The organism is Sphaerochaeta sp. S2 (assembly GCF_016406725.1).
Classification (GTDB): domain Bacteria; phylum Spirochaetota; class Spirochaetia; order Sphaerochaetales; family Sphaerochaetaceae; genus Sphaerochaeta.
The window spans coordinates 1-7,977 of sequence record NZ_JAEKNT010000356.1; the positions used below are offsets into that span (position 1 = coordinate 1).

At 49.3% G+C, this 7,977-nt stretch carries 7 protein-coding genes and 1 pseudogene; all 8 read left to right on the forward strand.

Annotated elements, in window-relative coordinates:
- Window positions 1–393 (forward strand): SDR family oxidoreductase (locus JF818_RS10500; protein WP_198891966.1); only part of this gene is annotated, 393 nt, incomplete at its 5' end.
- A gap of 94 nt (window positions 394–487) precedes the next feature.
- Window positions 488–1,930: a TolC family protein gene (locus JF818_RS10505; RefSeq protein WP_198891967.1), complete on the forward strand. Its 1,443-nt coding sequence runs from the start codon at window positions 488–490 to the stop codon at window positions 1,928–1,930.
- A 14-nt stretch (window positions 1,931–1,944) separates the two neighbouring features.
- Window positions 1,945–3,066: an efflux RND transporter periplasmic adaptor subunit gene (locus JF818_RS10510; protein WP_198891968.1), complete on the forward strand. Its 1,122-nt coding sequence runs from the start codon at window positions 1,945–1,947 to the stop codon at window positions 3,064–3,066.
- 5 nt (window positions 3,067–3,071) lie between these two features.
- Entirely contained in the window at window positions 3,072–3,758 is a 687-nt protein-coding gene (locus JF818_RS10515) for an ABC transporter ATP-binding protein (protein WP_198891969.1), read from the forward strand.
- Window positions 3,748–4,929, forward strand: coding sequence for an ABC transporter permease (locus JF818_RS10520; protein ID WP_198891970.1), 1,182 nt, complete (start codon window positions 3,748–3,750; stop codon window positions 4,927–4,929). Before JF818_RS10515 ends, JF818_RS10520 begins: the two co-directional genes overlap by 11 nt.
- A 21-nt stretch (window positions 4,930–4,950) precedes the next feature.
- Window positions 4,951–6,276: a HAMP domain-containing sensor histidine kinase gene (locus JF818_RS10525; RefSeq protein WP_233067274.1), complete on the forward strand. Its 1,326-nt coding sequence runs from the start codon at window positions 4,951–4,953 to the stop codon at window positions 6,274–6,276.
- A complete protein-coding gene (locus JF818_RS10530; protein ID WP_198891971.1) occupies window positions 6,273–7,628 on the forward strand; it encodes a sigma-54 dependent transcriptional regulator in 1,356 nt (451 codons plus the stop codon). The genes JF818_RS10525 and JF818_RS10530 overlap by 4 nt, the downstream gene beginning before the upstream one ends.
- Before the next feature lie 12 nt (window positions 7,629–7,640).
- Window positions 7,641–7,977 (forward strand): annotated as a pseudogene (locus JF818_RS10535) (oligoendopeptidase); the annotation flags it as partial.

The following is a 7,977-nucleotide window of genomic DNA, read 5'->3' on the forward strand; positions in this document are numbered from 1 at the left end:
CTTCACAACACGGCACCTTTTTTCCTTTCCAAGGCACTCTATCTTCACCTTGCAGAACGTGGAGGCACAGGGTCGGTCGTCAACATGGTCGATACCAAGATTGAGGCCCCCACTGCAAGCCGCAGCGCATACTATATCTCCAAGGGGGCCTTGTTGGCTCAGACCAAAACCTTGGCGGTGGCCCTTGGACCGACGTTACGGGTGAATGCAATCTCACCGGGAGCAGTACTCAGTAATGGTGATGATACCTACTTTGCAAGGATGGCAGAGCGACTCCCGCTCAAGCACACCGGCTCGGCCCTTGATATTGTACAAGCAGTAGCTTATTTACTCCGTGCTGCCTTCGTTACGGGCATGGAACTTGCGGTCGACGGAGGACAGAGACTTTTGTAGTTTAGGTGAAGATGGTCCTATGGTACTTGCCCTTGATGTGATTCAATACGATAGTTAGGGGTATTACTAATAGCTATAGAAGGAGTGCATATTCATGCATAATCGAAGAATACGAGGAATGGTTCTTTGCTTGGTACTCATTATTGGAACCACCTCCGCCTTCTCCCAGTCACTGGAGGATATCGTTTCCAGGGCACTTGGAGAGAGTACCCAGATGCAGGACTTGGAAATTACCAAGAACAACGCACTATTGGACCAGAGCATTTCACAAGCAGAAGATGATGTAGGTATTACGGTCAGTAGTGGAGAGCTAAGTGTTACCTATAATCCTACCACTAATGCATATGAGTTTGAGAATTTGGGAGGAGTGAGTGCTTCCTTCTTGCTTCCTGATGATGGAGAGACCACCATCTCCGTTTCCACAGGGACGATGGGTTATTTGCCCAATGGGAGTGCTTTTGCCATCTCCCCCAAGGTTTCAGCGAGTCACACCCTTACCTATGGCTATACCACCGATAATCGAGAAAGCCTAGCAAACAGGCAGACTGAGGTATTGGCTACCAGCTCCTATGAGAGCAGTAAGCTGACCTTTGCCAATACCATCTATAAACAGATCAGCAGTTTGTTGGAGAATGAGAAGTCAATCAAGCAGACCGAAAAACAAATAGAAGACCTCCGCCTAGACCTTGAGCAGAACCTCTCACTGAAGCTCATCAGAGAGGGAAGCCTTACCCATGAGACACAGAAGCAGGCAATAGCATCCCAAGAGGCAACGCTCTCGGGTTTACAGGCCTCACGTGAGCTCTTACTGAGGCAGTACGCCACCTTAACCGGCTCCACATGGGAAGGAGTGGACTCAATTCCTGAACCGGTACTCGATTTCTCCAGCAATGAAGAGGGGAACAGCAATGTGCTTATGCAATCTCTTGCCCTTTCCATGGCAAAAGAGGACCTGGCGCTGAAGATGGCTGAGTTTGAGAACAAGAGTCTGAAACTAAGTGGTGGTATTGCTACATCCACCATTGATACGGTTTTTAATAATAATAAGGGGGATATTAATACCGTTACCCCAGAAATCTCTGCTACCTTGGCCGGCAAGCAGTTCTCTATGACAGGCAAGGTGGAAGGGACCTATGATATTTCTAAAAATGACTTTACTCCTACCGTGAGTATCAGTGGATCATGGAGTAACAATCCTACCTCCACCACCGACTCTCTGACGGTACAGAAGTTGCAGAACGAGGTTTTACTTGCTGAGATAGCATATGCCAATGCCAAGAATGATTACCAGCAGAGTGTAACTTCGCTCGAGAATAGGATAGCCTCCTGGAACCTCAGCTATATGTTGCTGGGCCAGACGATGGATTATCACCAGCAAGTGTTGGAGCAGCAACAGGACCTGGCTGAGCGTGGCCTTGCCACCAAGAGCGAGGTGGATGATGCAGCTTTTACGGTGGAGATGGATGCCTATGACTTGGCTGTCACGCTCCTATCAGGCTTGCAGTTAGAAAACGAAATTCGCATCTTGCAGATATAAGGGAGAAGCATTCCATGCAAAAGCAGTCCAATGAAATGAATACTGAACACCAAGTCAGAAACCAACTGAGAAAAAAACTCCGTGTAAAACGGGTCAAACGATTGATAACTACCTTTGTCGTTCTGGGCCTAATCATTTTCAGCCTCTTTCTCTACACCTTCTACAACAAAAACGGAAGAATGCCTTGGGCCGAAGTTAAAGCCCCGGTAAGTGCCATTAAAGAAGTTGAGGCAAAAGTATACGAGAATACCTTCACCTCCACGATTGATCTCTCAGGCTATGTTGAACCGAATGACATCCAGAAAGTGATTCTCAGAGCAACAGGAACGGTAACCGATGTATTCGTGGAGGAAGGAGATGTGGTCAAGAAAGGCGACGTACTTATCGCCATTGATGACACCAGCCAGAAGTATGAAGTTGCAAACCTTGAAGCAGAACTGGAAAGGGCAAAACTGGTCGGTAGCGACCGTGAGGTTGAGCTGACCGAGCTGAGATTGCAATCCGCGCAGAATCGGTTGGACTACACCAAGGCATATGCAAATTTTGATGGGGTGGTGGCAGAGGTCAATGTCAGCCAAGGTGATTATTTCGATGCAGGTGCCAGTGCAATGACCATCATCGACCGCTCTGCTCTTAAGGCAACGGTCGAAATTGATGAGATTGATATGCAGTATGTACAGCTTGGTCAGACTGCTACGCTCTATTTTGATTCCTATCCATCATCGCCGGTAGAGGCAGAGGTTACCTATATCCCAATGCTTGGAAGATATACCAACCAAGGGATCGGGGTAATGGATGTGGAACTTACCATCTCTGATCCTCCGTCTCAGATTGCCCCAGGCTTCACCTTTGAAGGCTCGATTGCAAGTGAGGGAGAAACCACATTGGTTCTGCTCCCCCAGAGTGCTGTGACAAGTAGCCGTGGTGCCAGCTATGTTACCAAGAAATTGGAGGATGGAAGTACCACCACTGTTCCTGTTACGGTGAAGTACCTGGGTGAGGGGATCAGCCAGCTTCTCAGTGGTGACCTCAAGGTAGGTGATACCCTGATTATCAAGAAGACTGATACCAGTGCATCCGCCCTGGTCACCATGACAGGACCTGGTGGTGGCATGGGTGGAGGGCCAATGCGGTGATAGAGATGGAACAGAATGTAATACATCTTGAGGATGTCAGACGCTACTATGTCATGGGAGATTTCATCGTGAAAGCCCTTGATGGGGTAACCCTATCCATCAAGAAGGGAGAGTTTACCTCGATCATGGGTCCCTCAGGAAGTGGAAAGTCAACCATGATGAACCTTATCGGCTGTCTCGATACTCCAACCAGTGGCCTGATCGACATTGATGGTGAAAATACCGCCGGCTTGAATGAAACTGAGTTGGCGTATATCAGAAACCGAAAAGTGGGTTTTGTTTTCCAGCAGTTCAACCTGCTGGGAAAGCTGACAGCCCTTGAGAATGTGGTAACCCCGCTTCTTTATGCTGGCATGGGAGTACGTGAACGTAAGCAAAAGGCTGCTGATGCGCTAGAGCGGGTTGGCCTTGCAGACCGTATGTACCACCGCCCCAATGAACTCTCAGGTGGTCAGAAGCAGCGGGTGGCAGTGGCTCGTGCCTTAGTGAACAACCCTACCATCCTGCTTGCGGATGAACCCACCGGTGCACTGGACAGCAAGACCGGAAGCCAGATCATGGAACTCTTTGAGGAGTTGAATGCTGAAGGCAGGACGGTCATCCTCGTTACCCACGACAGGGAACTGGGAATGCGATGCCATCGACAGATACACCTGCGCGATGGGAAACTGGAGGAAGGCTATGCTGTTTGAGAACATAAAACTTGCATTCTCAGCAATGCGTGGCAGTAAAATGCGAACCGCTCTCTCTCTGTTGGGTATCGTTATCGGGGTAGCTTCGGTTGTAGCTATCCTGACCATTGGACAGAGTGCATCAACGAGTATTACCGACAGCATCGCCGTAGGTGGCTTGGATATGATTACCGTATATCCCTCCTATGCGCAACGCTCAACGGGAACGTTTGATGAGGAGTTCAGCGATACCCTGCTAAGGGATATCGAGGGATTGACCACCGTGCTTCCCCAAAACAACAGCAATGCTCAGATCCGAAGCGGGCAGGAGTCCATCAATGCATCGGTTTCAGGGGTGCTCTCAAGCTATGGAGCGGTGCTTAATCTGGAGTATGCCGAGGGTGGTTTCTTCGAGTCGATGGACAACATCAACTATCGTCAGGTTATTGTGCTTGGTTCTGATATTGCTGAGGAGTTGTTCCCAGACCAGAGTGCCGTCGGCCAGTATGTAAGTGTGTTCCGAAACCAGGCAAAGAGCTATCTGGTGGTTGGAGTTCTCGAGAGCAAGGATGCTACCTTCAACCTCTCCTATGACAACACGGTGTTTATTCCTTATAACACCTATGGACAGCGTTTCACCAGGACTTCCGGGGTGGGAGCGTATGTCCTGAAAGTCCAGGATGGGTATGATACCATCGAGGTTTCTGACAGGGTAACCGAATACCTTGATGGTATTGTGGGAAGTGATGGTTACAATATCTTCAGCCCAGCTAGTTTGGCAGATATGGCAAACGAGATAACTGGAACCTTCAGTGCATTCCTGGCTGCTATAGCCGCCATCAGTCTCTTGGTTGGAGGGATCGGGATCATGAATATCATGCTGGTATCCGTTGCAGAACGTACCAAGGAGATTGGCATTCGTAAGGCTTTGGGAGCGAGTCCCAACGTCATTCGTGGGCAGTTCATCTGTGAAGCGCTCACGCTGACCATCATTGGAGGATTGCTGGGTATCGCACTGGGGGCCTTGATCAGCTACGGGGTGACCAATGTAATGGATTGGTCGTTGCATTTATCGTATACCTCGGTCATACTGGCGTTGGGTTTTTCCATGTTTGTCGGTGTCTTCTTTGGGTGGTATCCAGCAATGAAAGCCTCCCGTCTTGACCCGATTGATGCCCTTAATTACGAATAGGATTCTCGGGGGAGTATACGCTTGACTGTTAAGAAAACCAGGTGGATGATCGTTGATGGAAAGGAACCTTTCATCGTCATCACCTCGCTCGCATTCGCCTTCATTGTCTTGATCGCTCTGGTGATATTTCTCACCTCAGCTATTCTTGACCGCGAAGAGTTAAGGATGCAGAGTGAGGCTGAGCGGGCGTTCAACTCGGTTTTCCTTGCTTTACAGGATAGCACCAATAAGGCTTTGCAGGCCATGCAGGACGAAAATGTCTCTGGTATTGGTGTGTACAACTCCTTGGGAAGAAAGGTGCTGAGCCTGGGCAATGTCCCGATGACAATACCCTTGGATCGCTTCGATTCTCGCGGTTCTCTGCCCAAGGACGGTTCAAATACGGGGACCGCAACCTTCAATAGAGAGACGGGGATGATAGAATATATCCGATTCAGCCGGCTTACCATCCTCCTGGACACTGGTGAGCTTACCCTTACCGAGAATGGATTGCTTCCAGCTCCCCTCGACTTCCCTGATGTTCTGTATCTCCACTTTGATGGGCAGAACTATAACCACCGGGTAATGGTCATCATGGTTATCGGCATAATCTCCAGCATGACCTTGATGGGTCTTTTCTTGTTGGTACTCTCCATCTACCGGAACAACCGTCGATATCGGGAGACCATTGCAAAGCAAGAGAGCCTGGTGAATCTTGGCCAGGCGGCAAGGACCCTTACCCACGAGATCAAGAACCCTCTCAGTGCCATTACCATACAGCTTGCTCTGCTCAAGAAGACACTTCCTGCAAAACATGCCGGGGATCTGAAGCTCATTGAACAGGAGATCAGAAGGCTTACCCAGCTTACGAACAAAGTCAGTGACTTTCTTCGCAACCCATTGGGCAAGCCAGTTGTGGTTGATCTGAATGAGCTGTTCAACTCTTTGGTGATGAGGTTTGACAAACCCATTCGATTCTCGAGTGGCTCTCCGCAACAGATTGTCATCGATGTGGACAGAGCACGCTCAGTATTTGAGAATCTCCTGAAGAATGCCGTTGAGAGCAGCAATACCCGTGATCCACAGGTAGAGGTGCGAATAACCACCGATAAGCGAAATTTTGTCCATATATATGTCATGGACCGTGGGGATGGTATCAGGGTAGAGGATTCCAAGAAGATTTTTGACCCCTTCTTCACCACAAAGATCCATGGCTCAGGGATTGGACTTTCCATCAGCCAACAGTTTGTGAAGGCAAGGGGAGGAAATATACGGCTCTATCCACGTGATGGGGGTGGTACGGTTGCCGAAGTAGTACTGCCTAAGTCCATCCATACGGCCAAATTGATGGGAGTAACGAGAAAATGAAGATCCTCATTGTTGATGATGAACCAAATATCCGGGATTTGATGCAGCAATACCTCAAACTCGACGGTATAGAAAGTGATTGTGCAGAGAATGGTCTCTCGGCACAACGAATGCTTCGAGAAGAGGCCTATGATGCTGCGCTTATCGATCTGAAAATGCCCGGAATGGATGGTCTCTCCCTGATCAGCTGGATCAGGGGAGAAGGGTTTCGCATGCCGATCATCATGGTCAGCGCCCATGGTGAGATTACCGATGCGGTCTCTGCCCTGAAAACCGGGGCCCAAGACTACATTGTAAAACCTTTCGATCCCGAGGAGTTGACCATTCGTTTGAAGAAACTTGTGGATGCACAACACCTGAGGAACTTGGTCGAGAGTGAGACACGAAACAATCGTGAGGATGATAAGCAGATTTTCGTAGGAGAGAGTTCCTCGATCAAGAAAATCAAGGAAGTTATCACCAAGATAGGTGATACTACCTCAACTGTTCTTATAACCGGGGAGAGTGGGACAGGAAAGGAAGTGGTGGCTCGCGAGATTCATGCTACAAGCCCGGTCAAAGGTGGACCCTTTGTAGCCATCAATATTGGGGGAGTCCCTGAGAACCTGCTTGAAAGCGAACTCTTTGGTTACGAGAAGGGTGCCTTCACCGGTGCTGCAACACGCAAGACAGGAATGTTTGAACTGGCAAGTGGGGGGACCCTTTTCCTGGACGAGATCGGCGATATGCCGCTCGCTCTGCAGGTAAAGATACTCAGGGTCCTGCAGGACCGCAGGATCAGCCGGCTCGGTGGTACAGAGGCAATACCCATCAATGCAAGAATTATTGCGGCAACCAACAAGGATCTGGAACAACAGGTCAGGGAAGGGGTATTTCGTGAGGACCTGTTCTATCGGCTTAATGTGGTTCGCATTGTCATACCGCCATTGAGGGACCGAAGGGAAGATATTCCCTTGCTCGCTGCAGGGATCCTTAGGCGGTTCAACCGCCAGATGGGCCACAAGGTAACCGGGTTCTCCGCAGATGCATTGCAACTGCTTTGCGAGCATGACTTCTTTGGGAACGTCAGGGAGCTGGAGAATATTCTCGAGCGAGCAGTGATTTTCACCAGTGGAGAGGAGATCCAGTGTGATGACCTTGATCTGAGGGGATCGGTCTCCCTCCATACCCAGACCAAGGATGAACCTTCAGCAATACCAGCAGAGGCAAAGAGTCTCAAGGATGTAGAAGTCGACGCAATCATCAGGGCTCTCCATCGTTGGGAGGGAAACCGCACACGAGCAGCCCAAGAGCTTGGCATCAGCCGCAGGACCCTGATCAACAAGATTGCTGAATATGATTTGAATTTATAAGGAGCGAAAGAGGTGAGTGCATTACCTACCTGGGATTTGGATCCCATCTATCCTGGCTGTAACAGCAAGGAATTTCAACATGACCTGCAATGGGTGGTTACCGCTTCTACAGAGCTTGAAGCAAGCTTTGTAGATACTAAAAAGGATTTGAAAGAGCTCATTTCTACCTATGAGCTGATCCTTGATTACCTGGAGAACCTCGATGCCTATAGTGCAGCATGCCTTACTACCGATACTGCGAATGAGGAGTATATGAAGGCAGTTTCCCAGACTGAGGAAGCTTCCTTGGTGGTTCAGCATATGCAAGTTGCCTTTCTCAATTTTCTTGCCACCAGAGCAGAAGGAATAG